The organism is Microbacterium sp. UBA7513 (assembly GCF_002478345.1).
Classification (GTDB): domain Bacteria; phylum Actinomycetota; class Actinomycetes; order Actinomycetales; family Microbacteriaceae; genus Microbacterium.
The window spans coordinates 1-20246 of sequence record NZ_DLNJ01000022.1; the positions used below are offsets into that span (position 1 = coordinate 1).

The 20246-nt window shown below is 71.1% G+C and carries 22 protein-coding genes; 4 read left to right on the forward strand and 18 right to left on the reverse strand.

Annotated features, from left to right (window positions below):
* The 7 genes from B2W79_RS12235 to infC form a co-directional block, all read right to left on the reverse strand.
* The coding region (locus B2W79_RS12235) for a TAXI family TRAP transporter solute-binding subunit (RefSeq protein WP_292789879.1) at positions 1–407 on the reverse strand (407 nt) is incomplete at its 3' end.
* The gene (locus tag B2W79_RS12240; RefSeq protein WP_292789881.1) at positions 404–1777 is read right to left on the reverse strand and encodes an ATP-binding protein; all 1374 of its coding nucleotides are present in this window, start codon (positions 1775–1777) and stop codon (positions 404–406) included. The genes B2W79_RS12235 and B2W79_RS12240, both read right to left, overlap by 4 nt.
* Positions 1778–1780: 3 nt before the next feature.
* Complete coding sequence (locus B2W79_RS12245; RefSeq protein ID WP_071329712.1) at positions 1781–2452, reverse strand: response regulator transcription factor; 672 nt, start codon at positions 2450–2452, stop codon at positions 1781–1783.
* A 22-nt stretch (positions 2453–2474) separates the two neighbouring features.
* On the reverse strand, positions 2475–3287 hold the full coding sequence (locus tag B2W79_RS12250) for a TrmH family RNA methyltransferase (protein ID WP_071329711.1): 813 nt from the start codon (positions 3285–3287) through the stop codon (positions 2475–2477).
* An 88-nt stretch (positions 3288–3375) separates the two neighbouring features.
* A complete protein-coding gene (gene rplT / locus B2W79_RS12255) occupies positions 3376–3762 on the reverse strand; it encodes a 50S ribosomal protein L20 (RefSeq protein ID WP_017202428.1) in 387 nt (128 codons plus the stop codon).
* 32 nt (positions 3763–3794) lie between these two features.
* Positions 3795–3989, reverse strand: coding sequence for a 50S ribosomal protein L35 (rpmI, locus tag B2W79_RS12260; protein WP_025105280.1), 195 nt, complete (start codon positions 3987–3989; stop codon positions 3795–3797).
* A gap of 72 nt (positions 3990–4061) precedes the next feature.
* Entirely contained in the window at positions 4062–4688 is a 627-nt protein-coding gene (gene infC, locus B2W79_RS12265) for a translation initiation factor IF-3 (protein WP_292790134.1), read from the reverse strand.
* 232 nt (positions 4689–4920) lie between these two features.
* On the opposite strand from infC, the gene B2W79_RS12270 reads away from it, so the two are divergent.
* Entirely contained in the window at positions 4921–5319 is a 399-nt protein-coding gene (locus B2W79_RS12270; RefSeq protein WP_025105282.1) for a DUF1844 domain-containing protein, read from the forward strand.
* A gap of 18 nt (positions 5320–5337) precedes the next feature.
* Here the strand turns inward: B2W79_RS12270 and B2W79_RS12275 are convergent, their stop codons facing one another.
* The 6 genes from B2W79_RS12275 to B2W79_RS12300 form a co-directional block, all read right to left on the reverse strand.
* On the reverse strand, positions 5338–6135 hold the full coding sequence (locus B2W79_RS12275) for an SseB family protein (RefSeq protein WP_292789889.1): 798 nt from the start codon (positions 6133–6135) through the stop codon (positions 5338–5340).
* The gene (priA, locus tag B2W79_RS12280) at positions 6119–6865 is read right to left on the reverse strand and encodes a bifunctional 1-(5-phosphoribosyl)-5-((5-phosphoribosylamino)methylideneamino)imidazole-4-carboxamide isomerase/phosphoribosylanthranilate isomerase PriA (protein ID WP_025105284.1); all 747 of its coding nucleotides are present in this window, start codon (positions 6863–6865) and stop codon (positions 6119–6121) included. Before priA ends, B2W79_RS12275 begins: the two co-directional genes overlap by 17 nt.
* Before the next feature lie 112 nt (positions 6866–6977).
* Positions 6978–7613: an imidazole glycerol phosphate synthase subunit HisH gene (gene hisH, locus B2W79_RS12285; protein WP_292789892.1), complete on the reverse strand. Its 636-nt coding sequence runs from the start codon at positions 7611–7613 to the stop codon at positions 6978–6980.
* Positions 7610–8227 (reverse strand): imidazoleglycerol-phosphate dehydratase HisB, encoded by a 618-nt coding sequence (gene hisB, locus B2W79_RS12290; protein WP_071329707.1) that lies wholly within the window; start codon positions 8225–8227, stop codon positions 7610–7612. Before hisB ends, hisH begins: the two co-directional genes overlap by 4 nt.
* Positions 8224–9318 carry a histidinol-phosphate transaminase gene (locus B2W79_RS12295; protein WP_177173848.1) on the reverse strand — a complete coding sequence of 365 codons (1095 nt, stop codon included), beginning with the start codon at positions 9316–9318 and terminating at the stop codon, positions 8224–8226. The genes hisB and B2W79_RS12295 overlap by 4 nt, the downstream gene beginning before the upstream one ends.
* 79 nt (positions 9319–9397) lie before the next feature.
* The gene (locus tag B2W79_RS12300; RefSeq protein ID WP_071329705.1) at positions 9398–9766 is read right to left on the reverse strand and encodes a LysM peptidoglycan-binding domain-containing protein; all 369 of its coding nucleotides are present in this window, start codon (positions 9764–9766) and stop codon (positions 9398–9400) included.
* Positions 9767–10049: 283 nt separating this feature from the next.
* On the opposite strand from B2W79_RS12300, the gene lexA reads away from it, so the two are divergent.
* Positions 10050–10736 (forward strand): transcriptional repressor LexA, encoded by a 687-nt coding sequence (gene lexA / locus B2W79_RS12305; protein WP_025105289.1) that lies wholly within the window; start codon positions 10050–10052, stop codon positions 10734–10736.
* 79 nt (positions 10737–10815) lie between these two features.
* Here lexA and metE read toward each other — a convergent pair whose 3' ends face one another.
* Both metE and B2W79_RS12315 read right to left on the reverse strand, forming a co-directional pair.
* Complete coding sequence (gene metE, locus B2W79_RS12310; protein WP_071329704.1) at positions 10816–13125, reverse strand: 5-methyltetrahydropteroyltriglutamate--homocysteine S-methyltransferase; 2310 nt, start codon at positions 13123–13125, stop codon at positions 10816–10818.
* A gap of 21 nt (positions 13126–13146) precedes the next feature.
* A complete protein-coding gene (locus B2W79_RS12315; RefSeq protein ID WP_071329703.1) occupies positions 13147–14094 on the reverse strand; it encodes a methylenetetrahydrofolate reductase in 948 nt (315 codons plus the stop codon).
* A 184-nt stretch (positions 14095–14278) separates the two neighbouring features.
* Between B2W79_RS12315 and B2W79_RS12320 the strand changes: the two genes are divergently transcribed.
* Positions 14279–16141 (forward strand): S9 family peptidase, encoded by a 1863-nt coding sequence (locus tag B2W79_RS12320; RefSeq protein ID WP_071329702.1) that lies wholly within the window; start codon positions 14279–14281, stop codon positions 16139–16141.
* Positions 16142–16151: 10 nt separating this feature from the next.
* On the opposite strand, the gene smpB is transcribed toward B2W79_RS12320, so the two are convergent.
* From smpB to ftsE, 3 genes are all read right to left on the reverse strand, one after another.
* Positions 16152–16628 carry an SsrA-binding protein SmpB gene (gene smpB / locus B2W79_RS12325; protein WP_062636644.1) on the reverse strand — a complete coding sequence of 159 codons (477 nt, stop codon included), beginning with the start codon at positions 16626–16628 and terminating at the stop codon, positions 16152–16154.
* Between the two features lie 68 nt (positions 16629–16696).
* Positions 16697–17611, reverse strand: a complete 915-nt coding sequence (gene ftsX / locus B2W79_RS12330; protein WP_071329701.1) for a permease-like cell division protein FtsX — start codon at positions 17609–17611, stop codon at positions 16697–16699.
* The gene (ftsE, locus tag B2W79_RS12335; protein ID WP_292789900.1) at positions 17608–18702 is read right to left on the reverse strand and encodes a cell division ATP-binding protein FtsE; all 1095 of its coding nucleotides are present in this window, start codon (positions 18700–18702) and stop codon (positions 17608–17610) included. Before ftsE ends, ftsX begins: the two co-directional genes overlap by 4 nt.
* 176 nt (positions 18703–18878) lie before the next feature.
* Between ftsE and B2W79_RS12340 the strand changes: the two genes are divergently transcribed.
* Positions 18879–20201 carry a DUF2510 domain-containing protein gene (locus tag B2W79_RS12340; protein WP_292789902.1) on the forward strand — a complete coding sequence of 441 codons (1323 nt, stop codon included), beginning with the start codon at positions 18879–18881 and terminating at the stop codon, positions 20199–20201.
* Positions 20202–20246: the final 45 nt, after the last annotated feature.

Consider the following 20246-nt stretch of genomic DNA (forward strand, 5'->3'; position numbering starts at 1 on the left):
TTTCCGCCGGCCGAGTCGCCCCCCAGGACGTTCGGCGGGTCCTCGTGGAAGGGGGGGGCGCCCGCCTGCACGTCCAGCGGCTCGGTGAACGCTCCCGTCCCCGCCACGGCATCGGCAGCCGCGTCGCCCTGCGCGAAGCCGAGGAGCGCCTCCCCCGCGCTCACGCGCAGCAGGTTGTCCACCGATCCCGCCGTCACCTCCGCCGTGAGGTCGACGTCGAGCCCACGCGACAGCTCTGTCGCGAGGTGGCTGCCGTAGTCGTGGTAGACGCCGGTGGGGCTGCCCGCGGCGAGCACGGCGGCGGTCTCCGTCCAGTCCTCGGAACGCGGACTGCACGCGCTCACCGCGACCGCCGCCGTCACGAGCGCGAGCATCCCGGCGACGACGCGCCGCCCCCGCCGGCTCACGCTGCCGCCTCCGCGGGGAGGACGAGGGCCACGAGGAGCCCGCCGCCGCCGGCGCCGCACACCCTCAACTCGCCCCCGACCGTCGCGAGGAGGTCGGTCGCGATCGCCAGCCCGAGCCCGGTTCCCGGCATGTCACCGCTGTCCGCGCTCCGCCAGAAGCGGTCCGCCGCCGACGACGCGTCCTCCGGCGACAGCCCGGGACCGTGGTCGCGCACGGTGAGCTGGCATTCGTCGCCCTCGCGCTGCGCACCGACCTCGATAGACGAGCCCTCCGGCGAGTACTTCACCGCGTTGTCGATCGCGGCGTCGAGAGCACTCTCGACGATGGTGCGGTCGGTGATCGTCATGACCGACGGCTCCCCCGTCCGGCGCAGCACGATGGCCCGGTGGGCGGCCACCTCCTGCCATGCCTCGACTCGGCGGGCGGCCACGGCGGCGAGATCGACCGCCGACATGGTGGAGTCGGTGCGACCGCCGCGCGCGAGCCCGAGGAGCGTCTCCAGGATGCGAGTCATCCGCCGGCCCTCCTCCCTGGTCTCCTCCACGTCGTGGTCCCACTCGTGCCCCAGCCCTGTCGCGAGGTGCTCGACGCGCAGCAACAGCGCGTTGAGCGGATTCCGCAGCTCGTGCGAGGCGTTCAGCGCGAACTCCTGCTGCCGGGTCATGACGCGCTCGATCTCGTCGGCCATGCCGTTGAACACCCGCGTCATGCGCCGCAGCTCGGGCGGCCCGGTCCCCTCGGCCACCCGGGCGTCCATCTCCCCCCGCTCGATCGCCGCCATCGCCTCGTCGAGACGGCGCACCGGCGACAGCACCCAGCGCGCGAGCCCCGCGACCAGGAGGATGCCGAGCGCGCTGAGCAGCACGACGATGAGAGCGAGCACGAGCGTCTGCCGCAGGATGACCGTCTGCGGCGTGTCCGTGCCACCCGTGACGAGCACCGCGCCGATCACATCCCCGTCGTCGAACACGGGTTCCACCAGTGCCGCATCGGACACGACCCACGGGAAGGACGTCGGTTGCTCGGCGCGGCGACCGGAGAGCGCCAACCGCACCCGCTGCGCATCCTCCTCCGACAGCACCGTGTCTCCGTGGTCACCGGCCGCCCAGGGGCTGCCGGTGAGATCGAACACGGTCACCTCGATCCCGTAGACCTCTTGGAAGCGGCGGACCTCGGCGTCCATCACCGCCGGACTCCCGGAGCGCAGCGCCTGTCGGGCGCTCGTCGCGAAGTACCCGAGGTCGCCGAGCTGCTCGGCGTAGAACGACTGCTGGACGCTGCGTGCCGCGCTCCACCCGGTCACGCCGCCGAGTGCGACGAGCACGATGATCAACGGCACGAGGAAGACGACGGTCAGGCGGCGGCGCACGCGTCAGGACCCCGCGAGCCGGTAGCCGACGCCACGCACGGTCTCGATGAACGCGCGATCGCCGCTCTTCTTCCGGATGGCGGCCACGTGCACCTCGAGGGAGTGGCCGAAGCCACGCCAATCGGTGTTCCAGACCTCGCGGATGAGGCGCTCCTTCGGCACCGCGACGCCCGGATACCGCGCGAGCACGCCCACGATGTCGAACTCCTTGCGGGTGAGCGCGAGCGGCACCCCGCCGACCTGCACCTCCCGCGCGACGAGGTCGATCTGCACCGCCCCGTCATGCAGCAGCACCCGGGTGTCCGGTTCCGTGCGCAGCGGCCGTGATCGCCGGGTGACTGCCTCGATCCGCGCCAGGAGCTCGTGCACGTCATAGGGCTTCACCACGAAGTCGTCGGCACCGGCGCGCAGCCCCTTGATCCGCTCGGCGACCTGGTTGCGCGCGGTGACGATCACGATCGGGACGTCGGAGCGCCCGCGGATGCGGCGGCACAGATCGATCCCGTCGACGTCGGGCAGCCCGAGATCCAGCAGCACCACCTCGGTGTCCGCATCGAGGTGCTCCAGCGCCGCGGCCCCGTCGGCCGCATGCACGGTGGCGTAGCCCGAGCGCGCGAGGAAGGCCTGCAAGGCCCCCGCCACCCGCTCGTCATCCTCGACGATCAGTATCTGCATCCCGCGTCCCGTTCTTCGCCGGTCAGCCGGTGGAGGCCGCGCGTTGGGCGAACGCGCTCTCGTACAGGCAGACACTCGCCGCGGTGGCCAGGTTGAGCGATTCGGCGCGGCCGAAGATCGGCAACCGGAGGACACGGTCGGCCTGAGTCAGCGCCTCGTCCTCGAGCCCGCGCGCCTCGTTGCCGAACAGCCAGGCGGTCGGCTCACCGAGCACGCCGTCGGCGCGTGCCGCGAGGAGGTCATCCCCCTTCACGTCCGCCGCGAGGATCTGCAGGCCCGCATCGTGTGCACGCCGGACGACCTCGTCGAGCTCACTGCCCACCGAGACCGGAAGGTGGAAGAGCGAGCCGGTCGTCGCCCGCACCACCTTGGGGTTGTATGGATCGACCGTGCGACCAGTGAGCACGACGGCATCGGCGCCGGCGGCGTCGGCGGCCCGGATGATGGTGCCGAGGTTGCCCGGGTCGCGCACCTCCTCGCAGATCGCGACGAGACGCGGTGCCGCATCGAAGATGTCCCGCACCGAGGTCGGCGTCTGACGGACGACCGCGACGAGCCCCTGCGGGGTCACCGTGTCGGCCATCGCGTGGAGGACGTCCTCGCTCACGTACTCGACGTCGACATCCGCCTCCGCGGCGACGGCTCGGATGTCCGCGTGCTTCTCCCACCCGTGCGGGGTCGCGAACAGCTCGACGATCGCTTCGGGACGGTACGTCAGCGCCTCACGGACGGACTGCGGACCTTCGAGCAGAAAAAGACCGGTCTCGGTGCGCGCGCTGCGCTTGGTCAGCTTGGCGACGGCACGGACTCGGGGGGAACGGGGGTTCTCCAGCACGAACTCAGTCTACGGTCAGCCCGACGCCGCCCGGATACGCGGAACGGGCGCCTTCCCGGAGGAAAGCGCCCGTTCGGAAGCGAGATGCTTACGCGGCCGACTTCGGCGCGTTGACGTCGGAGGGCAGAGCCTTCTTCGCCGTCTCGACCAGCGTCGTGAACGTCGCGGCGTCGTTCACCGCGAGGTCGGCGAGCATGCGACGGTCGACCGTGACACCCGCGAGGCCCAGCCCCTGGATGAAGCGGTTGTACGTCATGCCGTTCTGGCGGGCCGCAGCGTTGATGCGCTGGATCCACAGACGACGGAAGTCGCCCTTGCGCTTGCGGCGGTCCCGGTACGAGTAGACCAGGGAGTGGATGACCTGCTCCTTGGCCTTCCGGTAGAGGCGCGAACGCTGACCGCGGTAGCCGGAGGCGCGCTCGAGGATGACCCGACGCTTCTTGTGGGCGTTGACCGCCCGCTTGACTCTTGCCATTTTCCTGTGTTCCTATCCTGCGATCGGGCGCGTCAGCGACCGAGAAGCTTCTTCGCGACCTTGAAGTCCGCCTTCGCGAGCACCTGGTCCTGGTTCAGACGACGGGTGCGACGGCTCGACTTGTGCTCGAGGTTGTGGCGCATCCCGGCCTGCTGCTTCTTCAGCTTGCCGCTGCCGGTGATCTTGAAGCGCTTCTTAGCACCCGAGTGGGTCTTCTGCTTCGGCATCTTCTCTTCCTTCGTATGGCGCCTTCTCAGGCGACGGTGTCAACCCGCGGTGCGGGAGTTCTGGGGGCGGACCTACTCCGCCTTGGCGTCCGCGTCGTTCTTCGCCTCGCGCGCGGCCTGCTTGTTCGCGGCGCGCACGGCGTTCTGCTCCTGCTTCGCCTCGGACTTGCTCTTGTGCGGCGCGACGACCATCACCATGTTGCGGCCGTCGATGGTCGGGTTCGACTCGACCGTGCCGAACTCGGCGACGTCCTCGGCGAACTTGCGCAGCAGACGGACACCCTGCTCCGGGCGCGACTGCTCGCGACCGCGGAAGAGGATCATGGCCTTGACCTTGTCGCCGGCCTTGAGGAAGCCCTCGGCGCGCTTGAGCTTCGTCGTGTAGTCGTGCGCCTCGATCTTCAGACGGAAGCGGACTTCCTTGAGGATCGTGTTCGCCTGGTTGCGACGCGCTTCCTTTTCCTTCTGCGCGGCCTCGTACTTGAACTTGCCGTAGTCCATGATCTTGACGACGGGCGGCTTCGAGTTCGGGGCGACCTCGACGAGGTCGAGATCGGCTTCCTGGGCGAGACGCAGCGCTGCCTCGATGCGGACAACGCCGATCTGCTCACCCGCGGGGCCGACGAGGCGGACCTCGGGGACGCGGATGCGCTCATTGGTACGGGGATCGCTGATGCGGAGCTCCTTAGACGATGTGATTCGGCCACCGTGATGCGGTCTGCATCCCGGGCGAAATCGGAGTCGTCCCCCACCCGCCGGCGTTCAGATGCCGGCTTCGCACCCTGTCTACCGGCCTCTCATGACGAGCGGAGCCGGCGGAGCGCAAGACCCGGTAGCCTGGAACGGCAAGCGCGGGTGGGAAGTGAATCCTCTTTCGTTCCGGAGCATGACGCTCCGGAGCCCGCCAAAGTCTAACAGAAAGCAAGGCGAAGTGACGAACCAGGCATCGGACGAGGCGGCCCGCGAGCGCGAGGAGCGATGGGCTCGGCAGGAGGAGGCAGCCTCCTCGGCCGTCCGTGACATCGCCGACGTCCCGGCCGTCGAGGTGATCACGACCGCCGCCGTGCACCTCATGAGCGCCGCGGCCGTGAAGCTCGGCCTGGCGGACGACCCCGACGCCGCGGCCCAGCTCGACCTCGATGAGGCGCGCAAGCTCATCAACGCCCTGGCAGGGCTCATCACCGCCGGCGCCCCGGAGATCAGCGACATGCACGCACGCTCACTGCGCGACGGCCTCCGTTCGCTGCAGCTCGCCTTCCGCGAGGCCTCGACCATCCCCGACCCGATCGGCAAAGGGCCGGGCGAGAAGTGGACCGGCCCCGTCACCTGATCCGGCCGAAGCTCCGCCTCAGCTGCTGCGGCGGAGTTTGACCGTCAGAGAGTCGGCGAGGACGGCGATGCGGTCGTCCGCGGCCCAGCGCTGGGCGAGCCGGGCGAGCACGGCATCCAGCACCTCGCGCTCCAGTCCGTCGACGAGCTCCAGCACCACGATGAGCTCGGGTCCGCGGAGCCGGGCGTCCGGGTCTCCCGACGCGACCGCAATGTCGATCACGGCGAGTTCGTGGGCGATGCTCTCCCGGAGGGCGGTGACGACCTCCGGAGAGAGGAAGCTCGGCTCCCACGCGTGCCCCTGCGCCACGGCCCGGACGGCGGGGCGGCGGATCACGAACTCGGTGTCGGACGTGGGGTCCAGCACGATGAGGTCGGTGTCCTCCGACGACGCGGCCAGGGCCGCGCGGACGGCCTCGACCGGGATCGGGCGTGCCGACGGATCCCAGCGCTGCATCGTCTTGACCGACGAGAACACCGGCTGGACGCGGCGTCCGTCCGGGGCGGCGACGGTGACGATCGAGAGCTCCTGCGTCTTGTCCACCGCCAGACCGCTGGGGGCCACTCCCTCCTCGCCCTTCTCGGCGATCAGGGGGACGAGCACCCGGGCGGAGCGGAACGCGTCGACGACCTCGGCCTGGCTTCCCTCCCCCGCGCGGAAACGGTGAAGCGCAGCGAGCAGAGCCGGGTCCGCCGAGCCGTCGTCCGCCGCATGCGGGTTCGACTCGAAGCTGCGGCCCTCCCAGGGCACCCCGGCGGAATCGGCCCGGTTGTGCGACTCGGGGCCGCAGGCGTGGGGGTCAGTCTCCGGCGACATCCAGGGCCTCCGCGAGCGTGAAGGCGCCCGCGTACAGAGCCTTGCCGACGATGGCTCCCTCGACGCCCAGGGGCACGAGGTCGCGCAGCGCGGCGATGTCGTCGAGGTTCGAGATGCCACCCGAGGCGACGACCGGCTTCGGCGTGCGCGAGGTCACCTCGCGCAGCAGCTCCAGGTTCGGGCCGCGCAGCGTGCCGTCCTTGGTCACATCGGTCACGACGTAGCGGCTGCAGCCGGCGTCCTCGAGGCGCTCGAGCACCTCCCAGAGGTCGCCGCCCTCCTTCGTCCAGCCGCGCGCGGCGAGCGTCGTGCCACGGACGTCGAGGCCGACGGCGATCGCCTCCCCGAAGCGGCTGATCACGTCGGCCGCCCACTCCGGGTTCTCCAGCGCGGCGGTGCCGAGGTTGATGCGGGCGGCACCGCTCTCCAGAGCTGCCTCCAGGCTCGCGTCGTCCCGGATGCCGCCGGAGAGCTCGACATTGACGTTCTTGAACTGCTTGATGACCTTGCGCAGGATCGGCGCGTTGCTCCCGCGACCGAACGCCGCGTCCAGATCGACGAGGTGGATCCAGGAGGCTCCCTGCGAGACCCACTCCCCGGCGGCGTCCAGCGGGTCGCCGTAGCTCGTCTCGGTCCCGGCCTCCCCCTGCGTGAGACGGACCGCCTTGCCGCCGGCGACGTCGACCGCGGGAAGGAGCGTGAGCGAAGGGGACTGCGCGAAGTCGTTCATGGGGTCCTTGGTTCGGGTGGGTCTGCGGCCCGAGAGGGCACGAGAGACGAGGGTAGTCCGCCGCGAGGCGCGGGACAAACCGCGTGACGCCGGGCGCCGACGCGGCTCGGGGTCAGAGGCTCTGCACCCAGTTCCGGAGCAGCCGGATGCCGGCGTCCCCGGACTTCTCCGGGTGGAACTGCGTCGCCGAGAGCGGGCCGTTTTCGACGGCCGCGAGGAAGGGGCCGCCGTAGTCCGCCCACGTGAGCACGGGCTGCGGGAACGGCGGGATCACGTCGAGCTCCCAGGACTGCGCGGCATAGGAGTGCACGAAGTAGAAGCGCTCCTGCTCGATGCCGCGGAACAGGACCGTGTCCTTCCCCGGCTCGACGGTGTTCCAGCCCATGTGCGGCAGCACGGACGCGTCGAGCTCCGTCACGGCGCCCGGCCACTCGCCGAGGCCCGCGGTGTCGTGCCCCCGCTCGACGCCGTGCTCGAAGAGCACCTGCATGCCGACGCAGATGCCGAGCACCGGTCGGCCGCCCGCGAGACGACGGCCGATGATCTCGTCGCCGCCGTGGGCGTGCAGAGCATCCCGCACCGCCTGGAAGGCCCCGACACCGGGCACCACGAACCCGTCTGCCTCGAGCGCCTCGGCGCGGTCGCGCGTGAGGACGGCGTCGGCTCCCGCGGCGACGAGGGCCTTGACCGCGGAGTGGACGTTGCCGGACTCGTAGTCGAAGACGGCGACCCGGGGCGCGGCACTCACAGCGCGCCCTTGGTGGACGGGATGCCGTCGACGAGGGGATCCAGGGCCTTCGCCTGCCGGAACGCCCGCGCGAACGCCTTGAACTCGGCCTCGGCGATGTGGTGCGGGTCGCGCCCGCTCAGCACCCGCACGTGCACGGTCAGCGCGGCGTTGACGGTGATGGCCTCGAAGACGTGCCGTACGAGCGATCCGGTGAAGTGCCCGCCGATCAGGTGGTGCTCGAAGCCTGCGGGCTCCCCCTCGTGCACGAGGTACGGGCGACCGGAGATGTCGACGACCGCCTGTGCGAGCGCCTCGTCCAGGGGCACGAGGGCGTCGCCGTACCGCGAGATGCCGGACTTGTCCCCCAGCGCTGCGAGGATCGCCTGGCCAAGCACGATCGAGACGTCCTCCACGGTGTGGTGGGCATCGATGTGGGTGTCCCCTGAGGCCCGCACGGTGAGATCCGTCAGCGAGTGCTTCGCGAACGCCGTGAGCATGTGGTCGAAGAACGGCACCGACGTGTCGATGCGGCTCGCACCGGTGCCGTCGAGGTTCAGCTCGACCTCGACGGTGGACTCCGACGTGCTGCGCACGCGGCTCGCGGTGCGTGCGGTGGGCGCGGGGATGGTCATGATGCCGATCCTATCGAGGCCAGGGCGTCCAGGAACGCCGTCGTCTCCGCCTCCGTGCCGGCGCTGACGCGCAGGTGGCCGGGGATGCCCACGTCGCGGACGAGCACGCCGCGATCGTACAGCTGCTGCCAGGTCGCCTGCGGATCCGCGACGCCTCCGAACAGCACGAAGTTGGACCACGAGAGGTGCGGCGTGTAGCCGAGCGCTTCGAGCGTCGCCGTGATGCGGTCCCGCTGCTCCACGATCTCCTGCACCATGCCGAGCATGACGTCGGCGTTGCGGAGAGCGGCGACGGCGGCCGCCTGCGTCAAGGCGCTCAGGTGGTACGGCAGCCGGACGAGGCGCAGCGCGTCGATGAACGCCGGATCGGCCGCGAGGTAGCCGACGCGGGCACCGGCGAAGGCGAACGCCTTGCTCATAGTGCGGGAGACGGCGAGCCGCGGCCGTCCTTCCAGGAGGGTGAGGGCCGACGCCGCATCCCGCGGCGCGAACTCCTGGTAGGCCTCGTCGACGATCACGACGCCGCGGGCCGCCTGGTACACGGCCTCCACCACGTCGAGCCCCAGCGGGGTGCCGGTCGGGTTGTTCGGCGAGCAGAGGATCACGATGTCGGGGTCCGCCGCGCGCACCTGCTCCGCCGCCTCCTCCGGGGTGACCGTGTAGTCGGGCTGACGGGTACCGGCGATCCAGGACGCGCCGGTCCCCTTCGCGATGAGCGGGTACATCGAGTACGTGGGAGCGAAGCCGAAGGCCGTGCGCCCCGGTCCGCCGAAGGCCTGGAAGATGTGCTGCAGCACCTCGTTGGATCCGTTGCCCGCCCAGATCTGCTCCGGCGTGAGGCCGTGACCCAGGTAGTCGGCGAACGCCTCCCGCAGCGTCGTGAACTCACGGTCCGGGTACCGGTTCACGTCTCGGATCGCCACGGCGATGTCGTCGAGGATGTCACTGGCGACGTCGTCGGGAACAGGATGCGTGTTCTCGTTGACGTTGAGGGCGACCGGCAGCGGGGCCTGAGGTGCGCCGTACGGGGTGAGTCCGCGCAGATCGTCGCGGAGCGGGAGATCGTTGAGGGAGAAGGTCACCCTTCCCATCTTAAGAGGAGCACGGAGCGCCGAGGTCATCGTGACGATCGGATGGTCACGGACCGGAGGCAGGACCTCGGGCTCCGCGTCAGTCGGTGTACCGTGCCGGGAGCGCGAGCTCCTGACCGACCTGGAGCTCACCGCCGCGCAGGAGGTTCATCCGGCTGATCTCGCCGATGACATCCCGCGGGTCGGCGTCGGGAGCGATGCTGCTCGCGATCGACCAGAGCGTGTCACCGGGCATGACCGTGACGGTCTCGACGGAGACGGCCGGTGCGTCTACACCGGAGGCGATCGCGCTGCCCCCGCCGATGGCGGCGAAGGCGATGCCCGCAGCGAGCGGGACGGAGGCGAGCGCGAGCAGGGTGCGGCGGCCGCGGGCCGTGATCCGCAGCCGGGTGGCCGGACGGGCCGGCGCCGGAAGGGCGGTCGCGGTGCTGAGGCTCATGCTGCTCATGTCTGCTCCTTACTGTCCCGGCGCCGGAGCCCGGGGAGGTTGGCGTAGCTTTCGCATCCGCGACTCGGCCGGGAGCCGTGGATGCGAAGCTACGTTCCGAAGATATCTTCGAGTTCGAACATCTGTCAAGCCGTCTTCGAAACCACGCCCCGCGAATCGGCCGACACGCTCGAACAGATCTTCCAGATCGGCGCTTTTCTCGGATACGGTTTCGATAAGGACACCCCACCACGGGCCACCGACATTCGAAGCGGCACGTCGGATCACGCAGTGAAGGAGCACCATGAGCGACACCTCAGCCCTCGAGTCCGAGGCGCCGCGCACCCGCCGTCGCAAGAGCCTCAGCCCGAAGCAGATGGCGATCCTCGAGGTCATCCAGGCCTCGATCGCGCAGAACGGCTATCCGCCGAGCATGCGCGAGATCGGCGACGCCGTCGGGCTCAAGTCGCTGTCCAGCGTCACCCACCAGCTCGGTCAGCTCGAGCTCAGCGGCTACCTGCGACGCGACCCGGGCAAGACGCGCGCCATGGAGGTCCTCATCGACCTGCCCGGCACCGGCGCGGAGAACCCGGCGGACGTGGCGACCCCCGTGGGCGATGCCGCCCTGGTCCCCCTGGTCGGGCGTATCGCCGCGGGCGTGCCGATCACGGCGGACCAGCAGGTCGAGGAGATCTTCCCGCTCCCCCGGCAGCTCGTCGGCAAGGGCGACCTCTTCATGCTCAAGGTCTCCGGGGAGTCGATGATCGACGCCGCCATCTGCGACGGCGACTGGGTCGTCGTGCGTTCGCAGAACACGGCGGAGAACGGCGAGATCGTGGCCGCCATGCTCGACGGCGAGGCGACCGTCAAGGTGCTGCGCCGTCGCGACGGCCACACGTGGCTGCTGCCCCGCAACTCCGCGTTCGAGCCGATCCTGGGCGACGAGGCGGTCGTGCTCGGCAAGGTCGTCGCGGTCATGCGCGCGGTCTGAGACGCCGTATCGTCGGAGACGACGACGAAGGCCCTCCCGGTGCGCCGGGAGGGCCTTCGTGTGTCCGGGGACGACCGCGTCAGGCGGTGACCACCACGTCCTCGCGCACCCGTCGGGTCGCCTCGACGATGTTCCGCAGCGACGCCGTGGTCTCGGCGTAGCCGCGGGTCTTCAGACCGCAGTCCGGGTTCACCCAGAGCTGCCGGAGCGGGATCTCGTCGACCGCACGCCGGAGCAGGGACTCGACCTCCTCCACGGTGGGCACGCGCGGCGAGTGGATGTCGTACACGCCGGGGCCGATGCCGTGGTCGAAGCCCACCTCGGCGATGTCCGCGACGACCTCCATGCGGCTCCGGGCCGCCTCGATGGAGGTCACGTCCGCGTCGAGCGCACGGATCGCGTCGATCACGACGCCGAACTCCGAGTAACAGAGGTGGGTGTGCACCTGCGTGGCCGGTGCCGCGCCGCCCGTGGCCAGTCGGAACGACGCGACCGACCAGTCGAGGTACGCCGGCTGGTCGGCCTGCTTCAGCGGGAGCAGCTCCCGGAGCGCCGGCTCGTCGACCTGGATCACCTGGATGCCCGCGGCCTCCAGGTCGGCGATCTCATCGCGGAGCGCGAGCGCCACCTGGTTCGCGGTCACGCCCAGCGGCTGGTCGTCGCGGACGAAGGACCACGCGAGGATCGTGACGGGGCCCGTGAGCATCCCCTTCATGTGCTTCGCCGTGAGCGACTGGGCGTACGCCGACCAGGCGACCGTGATGGGCGCGGGACGCGAGACGTCGCCCCAGAGGATCGACGGGCGCGTGGCTCGCGAGCCGTACGACTGCACCCAGCCGTGCTGCGTGACCGCGAAGCCGTCGAGGTGCTCCGCGAAGTACTGCACCATGTCATTGCGCTCCGGCTCACCGTGCACGAGGACGTCGAGACCGAGGTCCTCCTGCAGGGAGACGACCGCGGCGACCTCACGGCGCAGGAACTCCTCGTAGTCGTCCTCGGGGATCTCGCCACGGAGGAACTGGGCGCGCGCGCGACGGATGTCGCCGGTCTGCGGGAAGGAGCCGATCGTCGTCAGGGGCAGCGCCGGCAGGCCGAGGGCGTTCTGCGCCTCCTCCCGCTCCTGGTACGGGGCTCGGGCGAAGTCGGCGTCGCTCAACGCACGGGCACGCACCTCGCCGTCGCGCACGCCGGGAGCGGTCAGGCGGTCCTGCAGCGCGGCGGTCGCGGCGTCCAGCTCGGCCGCGATCGCCGTGCGCCCTGCGGACAGGCCGCGGGCGAGAGTCACGACCTGCTGCACCTTCTGGTCCGCGAACGCGAGCCACGAGACGAGACGCTCGTCGAGCGCGGTCTCGTCGTCCACATCGTGCGGCACGTGCAGCAGCGAGGTCGAGGTCGATGCCGACACCGGGGCCCCGAGCGCACGGAGCGCCTCCAGAGAGTCGAACGCCGCGGAGAGGTCGCCACGCCAGATGTTGTGACCGTCGATCACACCGCCGACGAGGGTCTTGCCCTCGAGGCCCGGCACCGCGTCGGGCACGGTGCCGCGCACGAGATCCACGGCGATGGCCTCGACGGGGGCGGCGGCCACGGTCGCGAACGTCGCGCCGAGGCTCGCGTACGGCGCCGCGACGAGGATCGAGGGCCGCTCTTCGGCGTTCCCGAGCACCGCGAGCGCGCGCTCCGCGGCGGAGGCGAGCTGCGCGGGCGTCGCCGGCAGCGACTCACTCACGAGGGCGGGCTCGTCGAGCTGCACCCACTCGGCGCCCGCGGCGCGCAGACGGACGAGCAGATCGACGTAGACCGGCAGCACGTCCTCCAGCCGCGAGAGCGGCTCGAAGCCCTCCGGAGCGTCGTCCGACGCCTTCGCGAGCGCCAGCAGGGTGACCGGCCCGACGACCACGGGACGCGTGACGAAGCCGGCGGCGACGGCCTCGGCGACCTCGCGCACCAGGCGGTCGCTGGCGAGGGAGAACACCGTCTCCGGCCCGATCTCCGGCACGAGGTAGTGGTAGTTCGAGTCGAACCACTTCGTCATCTCCAGCGGCGCGCGCTCGCCCTCGCCCCGGGCGACGGTGAACAGCGCGGGCAGGCCGATCGTGCCGTCCGCCTCGCGGAGGTCGTCGAAGCGGGCGGGGATCGCGCCGACCGTGACGGCGGCGTCGAGGACCTGGTCGTAGAAGGAGAAGGACTCCGGGATGGACGAGTCCGTGCGGCCGAGGCCGAGCTCCGCCAGGCGCTCGCGGGTCGCCGCGCGCAGCTCCGCGGCCGTCCGCTCCAGCTCCTGCTCGTCGATGCGGCCGGCCCAGAACGCCTCGACGGCCTTCTTGAGCTCGCGGCGACGGCCGATGCGGGGGTAGCCGAGGATGGTGCCCTCGGGGAATGCGGTCATGGTGTTTCCTTTCGGCGGGGACTAGTGCCGGAGCGCCGGGACGATGCCGGCTTCGGCGAGGACGGTCAGGACGGTCTCGTGCTGGTTGAAGGCGTACAGATGCACGCCGGGGGCCCCGCCGGCGACGACGTCGGCGGCGAGGCGCGCGGCCCAGGAGATCCCGATCTCCCGCCGCCCTTCGGCGGTCGGCTCGACATCGAGGGCGACCGAGAGCTCGCTGGGCAGGTCCTCCCCGGTCAGCTCCAGCACCCGGGCCAGCCGGGCCGGCGACGTGATCGGCATGATGCCGGGGAGGATCGGGATGGTGACGCCTCCGGCGCGGGCGCGCTCCACGAAGGCGAGGTAGTCATCGGGGTGGAAGAAGAGCTGCGTGATGGCGAAGGTCGCCCCCGCGGCCTGCTTGGCGAGCAGCGCCTCGACATCCTGCGTGCGGTGCGTGGCCCGGGGGTGCCCCTTCGGGAACGCGGCCACCGCGATGTCGACCTTCTGCCGCGGGGCGACGAGTGCGGCCCCGGGGAGACCGGGGACCGGAGACTCCTGGTACGGCGCGCGCTCGGCCTGCACGCGATCGATGAGCTGCACGAGCTGGGCGGCGCTCTCCAGGTCCCCCAGGAAGGGCTCGCTCTGTCCCGCGGGCGGGTCTCCGCGCAGGGCGAGGAAGCGGAGGATCCCGGCGTCGAGGAACTCCCGGATGAGCGCGGTGGCTCCGGCGTAGGTGTTGCCGACGCAGGTGAGATGAGCGAGGGGTTCGACGTCGGTGTGCTCCCGGATGAAGCGCAGCACATCGAGCGAGCGGCCGCCGGTCGAGCCGCCGGCGCCGTAGGTCACCGACAGGAACTCCGGGCCGGCCGCGGCGAGACGACGGACGGTCTCGTGCAGGGCCTCCTGGCTCGACTCCGAGCGCGGCGGGTAGAGCTCGAAGGAGAACGGCACGCGGGAGGCGCGGGAGGCGTCGAACGTGGAAGACATCTTCTCTCCAGGGGACAGGGGCCGGGGTCCGCGCACGACGAAGAGCACGTCGTTCGCGGGCGGGTGCCGGGCTCGGCTGTCGCTCCACGCCCGGGATGAACCGGGCGTTTCCAGAAACCTAGAACACGCCCTCGGCCCGCCGCACGAGTGTGACGTCGTGTGTCACCGCCCGTAGGCTCGAGGCATGTCCTCACCGTTCGGCTCCTGGTCCTCCCCCTTCACCGCCGCAGCCGTCGCAGGAGCAGCACCGCGCATCGACGGGGCCCGCTTCGTGGGCGACGAGGTGTGGTGGGCCGAGTCCGTGCCGGCTGAGGGCGGCCGCGTCACGGTGCGCAGCTCGACGGGCGCGGAGATCCTCCCGGCTCCCTGGAACGCCCGCTCCCGCGTGCACGAGTACGGGGGCGGTGCCTGGACCGTCGATGGCGACACCCTGTACTTCGTCTCCGGCGCCGACCAGCGCGTGCACCGGATGGATCGGGGTTCCGAGCCGAGCCCCCTCACCGCCGCCGGCCCGTCGTACGGCGGGCTGCGCGTGCAGAGCGGCCGGCTGCTGGCCGTCCGGGAAGACCTCTCGACAGACCCGCACCGCCGCGCGATCGTGGAGATCCCCGCGGACGGTTCAGCCGCCGAGGATGCCTCCGCCATCCGGGTGATCGTCGAGGGTCCCGGCTTCTTCGCCCACCCCGCGCTCTCGCCCGACGGCAGCCGCGTCGCCTGGGTCGAATGGCAGGCGGACAGCATGCCCTGGGAGAGCGCCACGCTCGCGATCGGATCAGCGGCCGGCCGGGCGATCACCCGGGTCCCCACCTCCGCCGCCCTCCAGCCGGAATGGGCCGGCGACGACGCGCTCGTGTTCGCCGATGATTCCTCGGGACGCTGGCAGCTCCAGCACCTCGCGCTCGACGGACTCCAGCCCGGTGCCTCCCGTCCGCTCACTTCCTCCGACGCGGACACCGGCTACGGCCTGTGGGTGCTCGGCAACCGCTGGTTCCAGCCGCTGGCGGACGGCCGCCTCGTGGCCGTCCGCACCGACGGCCGCGACGAGGTGCAGCTCGTGTCCGCGGACGGCGAGACGCGCGTGATCGCGGTCCCGGCCGACGGGCACCTCAGCGTGGACGACGTCTCGGGCTCACGCGTCCTGCTCAGCGGAGACGGCTCGCGCGTGACCTCGGGCATCTGGTGCGTCGACGTGGACAGCGGTGCCGTCGAGACCGTCACCGGCGGCGCTCCGGTCGACGAGGACTGGATGCCGGCGGCCCAGCAGCTCGTCGTGGAAGGTGCGCACGGGCCCGTGCACGCCTTCGCCTATCCGCCTGCCGCGCCCGGAGAGCCCCGGGGCGCCGACGGCGAGCTCCCGCCCTACATCGTGCTCGTGCACGGCGGGCCGACCGCCCACGTCACGGGAGCGGCCTCCGCCTCGATCGCGTTCTTCACGAGCCGGGGAATCGGGGTCCTCGACGTGAACTACGGCGGGTCCACCGGTTACGGCCGGGCGTACCGCGACCGCCTGCAGGGGCAGTGGGGCGTCGTCGACGTGGACGACGTGATCGCGGCCGCCCGCGGGCTCGCCGACGCCGGGCTCGCCGACCCCGCGCGCATCGCCATCCGCGGCGGCTCGGCCGGCGGTTGGACGGTGCTCTCGGCGCTCGTGCGCGGCGGGACGTTCGCCGCCGGCATCAGTCGCTACGGCGTCGCGGATCTGCGGATGCTCGCCGCCGAGACCCATGACTTCGAGGCGTCGTACCTCGACGGCCTCGTCGGTCCGCTCCCCGCTGCCGAGCACGTATACATCGAGCGCTCGCCCCTGACCCACGCCGAGCGCATCGACGTGCCGGTGCTGCTGCTGCAGGGCGGGGAGGACCGCGTCGTGCCGCCGTCCCAGTCCGAGGCCATCCGCGACGCGCTGGCGGCGAACGGCATCGACCACGAGTACGTGCTGTACCCGGGCGAAGGTCACGGGTTCCGCAGCGCGGAGACCATCGTCGACGCGCTGGAACGCGAGCTCGCGTTCCTCGGCCGGGTGTTCGGCTTCACGCCGAGCCTCTGAGCCGGGGAGGCTACTCGCCCACCCGGTTGCGCAGCCGCATCGCCCGCTCGGCCTCACGGGTGTCCTGGCGTTCGCGGAGGGTCTGCCGCTTGTCGTACTCGCGCTTGCCCTTCGCGAGGGCGATCTCGACCTTGGCGCGGCCGTCGGAGAAGTACAGCTTGAGCGGGATCAGCGTGTACCCGCCTGCGGAGACGGCGTGGGCGAGCTTCGCGATCTCCTCCCTGTGGAGCAGGAGCTTGCGGATGCGCTTGGCCGAGTGGTTCGTCCAGTGTCCCTGCGAGTACTCCGGGATGTGCACGGCGTCGAGGAAGACCTCGTTGCCCTTCACGAACGCGTACCCGTCGCTGAGGTTCGCACGTCCCTGACGGAGCGACTTCACCTCGGTGCCCGTGAGCACCATGCCCGCCTCGTACGACTTCTCGATGGTGTAGTCGTGACGCGCGCGACGATTGGTCGCGATGACCTTCTCCCCGCGTTCCCTGGGCATGATGATCTCCTGTGCTGTGGTGCCGTGGACGGCTCGGCAGCGGATCGGCCGAGCAGCCTTTCAGGGTATCAGGTGCGAAGCCACCGTCGGATCGCGAAGCCGGCCGACAGCGCCGCGAGCACGACACCGATCCCGACGAGGACCGGGACCACGAGGGCCGCGTCCTGCATGGTCACCCAGGTGGTGATGAAAGGCACGCGCCCGCGCAGGTAGCCGTTCACGCCGAAGTGCATGCCGGCGACGACCGCCGCGCTCGCGAGGGCCGAGCCCAGGAGCGCGGCGAACACGCCCTCCAGCACGAACGGCGTCTGGATGAAGCGGTTCGAGGCGCCGACGAGCCGCATGATCCCGATCTCCTTGCGCCGCGCATAGGCGGACAGGCGGATGGTCGTGGCGATCAGCAGCGTCGCGGCGATGAGCATGAGGACCGCGATGCCGACGGCGATGTACGTCGCCACCGTCAGCGCGGAGAAGAGCGGTTCGAGGTACTGGAGCTGGTCCTGCACCTGTTCCACTCCGGCCTGCCCGCTGAACGCCTCGGCGAGCACCTGCGACTGGCCCGGGTCCTTCATCGTGACGAAGAAGACCTCGAACGCCTGGTCGGGCGAGAGCACGCTGGCCTGCTCCTCTCCCACCTGCTCGACGAGCTTGGCGTACGTCTCCTCCTTCGTGTCGAAGGTCATGGAGCTGATGAGCGGCGACAGCGCGTCGCCCTCGAGCTGGGCACGCACCGCGGCGACCTGCTCCTCGCTCGCCGCGCCGTCCACGCAGGTGTCCGACTCCGACACCGCGGAGCACATGTACACCGCCACCTGGGCGCGCTCGGCCCAATAGCCGCGCATGACGCCGATCTGGGACTGCATGAGGATCGCGGCGCCGACGAACGTCAGCGACACGAAGGTGACGAGCACGACGGAGATCACCATCGAGATGTTGCGCCGCAGGCCGACGAGGGCCTCGGTCAGGATCAGACCGATTCTCATGAGGTCGGGCCCACTTCCTCGTCGTCCTGGTCGGACAGTCCGAGGCGGTCCGCGACGCCGAGCTCGGCGACGTCCACCTCCGGGATCACGATCGGGTGCGTCCGCGGACCCGCGGGCGCCGGGCGCTCGGCGGCAGGCTGCGGCTGCACGACGTCCGGCGGTTCGACCACGCCAGGCTCCCGCACAGGCTCCGGGGGCTCGACCACCTGCGGGGTCGCGTCGGCAGCGGGCTTGGTGACCGCGGGAGATGCGGCGGCGGCGCGGCGCTGGGCATCCAGCTCCTCGGCCAGCGCGGCGCGGACCACGGAGAGGTCGGCGGTCTGGCGCTGCACCTCCTGTACGGCTGTGAGGGCGGCGGCTGCCGCGGCTCCGCGGACCTCTTCCGGCACCAGGCGCGGGATGTTCGAGGTGTCGCCGTATCCGCCGTGCACCTCGTCGCGGACCATCTCGCCGTCGCGGAGCTCGATCACGCGACGGCGCATCTGGTCGACGAAGCCGGCCTCGTGGGTGGCCATGAGCACCGTCGTGCCTCCCGCGTTGATCCGCGCGAGGAGCTGCATGATGTCGACCGAGGTCGCCGGGTCGAGGTTTCCGGTGGGCTCGTCCGCGAGCAGCACCTGCGGGCGGTTGACGAGTGCCCGGGCGATCGCGACACGCTGCTGCTCGCCGCCGGAGAGCTCGTGCGGCATGCGCTTCTCCTTGCCGTCGAGTCCGACGAGGGCGAGCGCCTCGGGAACGGCCTGCTGGATGAAGCCGCGGGACGAGCCGGTGACCTGCAACGTGAAGGCGACGTTCTGGTAGACCGTCTTGGACGGCAGCAGCCGGAAGTCCTGGAACACCGAGCCGATGTGCCGACGGAAGTACGGCACCTTCCGGTTCGCCAGAGCCCGCAGATCGCGGCCGAGGACGGCGACGCGACCCGTCGTGGGCACATCCTCGCGCAGGATGAGGCGCAGACAGGAGGATTTGCCGGAGCCGGAGGCACCGACGAGGAAGACGAACTCCCCACGCTGCACCTCGAAGTCGACACCGGACAGGGCGGGCTTCGACGTCCCGCGGTAGCGTTTCGTGACGTTCTCGAACCGAATCATGGCGATTCGAGCCTAAGCGCGCCACGGGCCCCGCCTCGGCACGACACCCCGCCGCGCAGGAGGCCGCTCCGCTCCTCCGCCGTGGTCGCAGGCCCACCGATGTCGTCGCCCGCTGCTATACATGGAGTGTCGATTCGCGTCCACCGCGCGCGAGCGCACACACGGAGGGGACCCCCATGACGACACCTGCCGGCTGGTACGACGACGGTTCCGGGCGCCTGCGCTGGTGGGACGGCCAGCAGTGGACGGAGCACTTCGCGCCGGAGACGTCCGCGACGACAGAGCCGACCGCTGCGACGACCGACGAAGCGGTCGCAGAGGACCTCTCCCCCGACACCACAGCCGAGGCGCCCGACAGTGCGCCCCTGGCGGAGGAGGCGGCTTCGTCCGCCGAGCCCTCCGCCACCGTCGCGGCCGAGCGCGAGATCGCCCCGGACGAGCCCGCGACCGACTTCGTCGTCTCCCCCGAGCCCGCACAGGACTGGACGGCACCCGCCTCCGGCGCGCACGATCTCCCCGGTGCGGCACCGGTCGTCCCGCCGGTGGGCGCCGATGGCGGAGCCGCGACCTATCCTCCCGCCGCTCCCGGCGCGAATGCGTACCAGGCTCATGGCGGGTACCCGGCCCCGGGCGCATACCCGAGCACGCAGGGCGTCGGCGGCTACCCGGGGCAGGCCCCCGCTGGTCAGGGTGCATATCCCGGACAGAACGCCTACCCCGGACAGGCGCCGTACCCTGGCCAGGCGCCGGCCCCCGTCGGGCCGAAGAAGACGTCGGTGCTCGGCCTCGTCGGCCTCGGGATCGCCGCGCTCGGCCTCATCCTCGCCTTCATCCCCCTGACGCTTCCGTTCGCCTGGGTCCTCCTGGCGGCCGGATTCATCGTCTCCCTCATCTCGCTGTTCCTGAAGGGCACCAAGTGGCCGGGGATCACCGGTCTCGGGGTTTCCGTGCTCGGCGGGATCGTCGCGATCGTCGTGAGCATCCTCTTCGTCGTGTCCGTCGCGAACAACGTGCGCCCGGTCCCGCTTCCCGACTACGACGAGGGCACGAGCCAGAGCCCGGCGCCGGAGACCGATGACACCGGCGACTCGGGCACGGGGGAGGTCGCCGAGGGCACGCTCGGCGAGCCGGTCGCCGTGCCGCAGATCGAGGGCACCGCCGAGGTCACGATCCGCTCGGCCACGTACGGACCGAGCAACGGCTCGGACTTCGAGGCGAACAACGGCGGCTACCTGGTGATCGACGTCGCCTGGGAGACGCTCGACGGGACGACGTACGTCAACCCCCTCTACTTCTCCGTCGAGACGGCCGATGGTACCGAGGGCGACTACGACATCTTCGGCGACGCGACGCTGGAGTCCAGCCAGCAGAAGGCCGGCTCCACGACGGAGGGGACGGTGTCGTTCGACGTCGCCGAGAGCCCGTCCTACGTGATCGTCATCACGGACGAGATGCTGCAGGAGGTCGCCAGGGTGACGGTCGAGGCGTCGGCACGCTGACCCAGCCTCACCACACGACGAAGGCCCCGGGAGCTCCCGGGGCCT